This window comes from Pseudomonas sp. 1912-s (genome assembly GCF_029269205.1).
Classification (GTDB): Bacteria; Pseudomonadota; Gammaproteobacteria; order Pseudomonadales; family Pseudomonadaceae; genus Aquipseudomonas.
Genome location: NZ_JARIXR010000077.1, coordinates 1 through 829, shown reverse-complemented (window position 1 = coordinate 829; position 829 = coordinate 1). Strand labels below are relative to the sequence as shown.

Annotated in this window: 1 protein-coding gene; it reads left to right on the top strand. The window is 54.3% G+C overall.

The annotated features are described in order from the left end of the window. Positions 1-201: 201 nt before the first annotated feature. A partial coding sequence (locus tag P3C29_RS32600) for a transposase (RefSeq protein WP_275966465.1) occupies positions 202-829 on the top strand: 628 nt, incomplete at its 3' end.

Sequence of the window (829 nt, the reverse complement as noted above, 5' to 3'; positions counted from 1 at the left end):
GCTCTTGCCCCACCACTCGGCACCTCGCCTAGGCTCGGTGTGCCCTTGTAAGATTGTTTTCACCTGCTTCAGACCGTAGTGCCCTCTGATTTCGAGATCGTGAGTGAGCATGGGTCGGAGCAGGTTCCTTCCTAAACTAGTCCGAACGGTTGCCTGGGCGCAAAGCCCGATTCTGCAAGGTTGGACGTGAGGAAAAACGCTATGGACCATGACTCTGCGTTCGTCGGAATTGATGTTTCCAAAAACAAGCTCGACTCATTCGTCAGCACTACTGGCCAAGTCGAACAGTTTTTCAATACTCAAGAAGATATCCAGCGTTTAGCTAAACATCTCAAGGCTCAGGAGCCGGTTTTGGTGGTGCTGGAAGCAACTGGCGGATATGAGCGGCTTGCCGCTGCCGAGCTTTGTGCTGCTGGATTACCCGTTGTTGTTGTCAATCCCCGTCAGGTTCGTGATTTCGCCAAGGCGACCGGTAGGCTGGCGAAAACCGACGCTCTGGATGCCCAGGTGATTGCGGAGTTTGCCCAGGCGGTCAAACCCGAGATTCGGGAGATGCCAGATGAACACGCTCGTGAACTGGCGGATCTACTGACTCGACGCCGCCAGCTCATCGATATGATCGTGGCGGAAGAGTCTCGACTGAAACAGGCGGTATTCAAGGCACTTCGACGGGACATCAAGGCACATATCGTCTGGCTTCAAAAGCGCCTTAAAAGCACAGACGATGACTTGCACGAAGCGATCAAAGCTTCGCCGGCTTGGAAGGCCAATTATGATTTGCTGCGCGAGGTATCGGGCGTTGGCAATGTGCTCGCACTTTCGCTGCTGG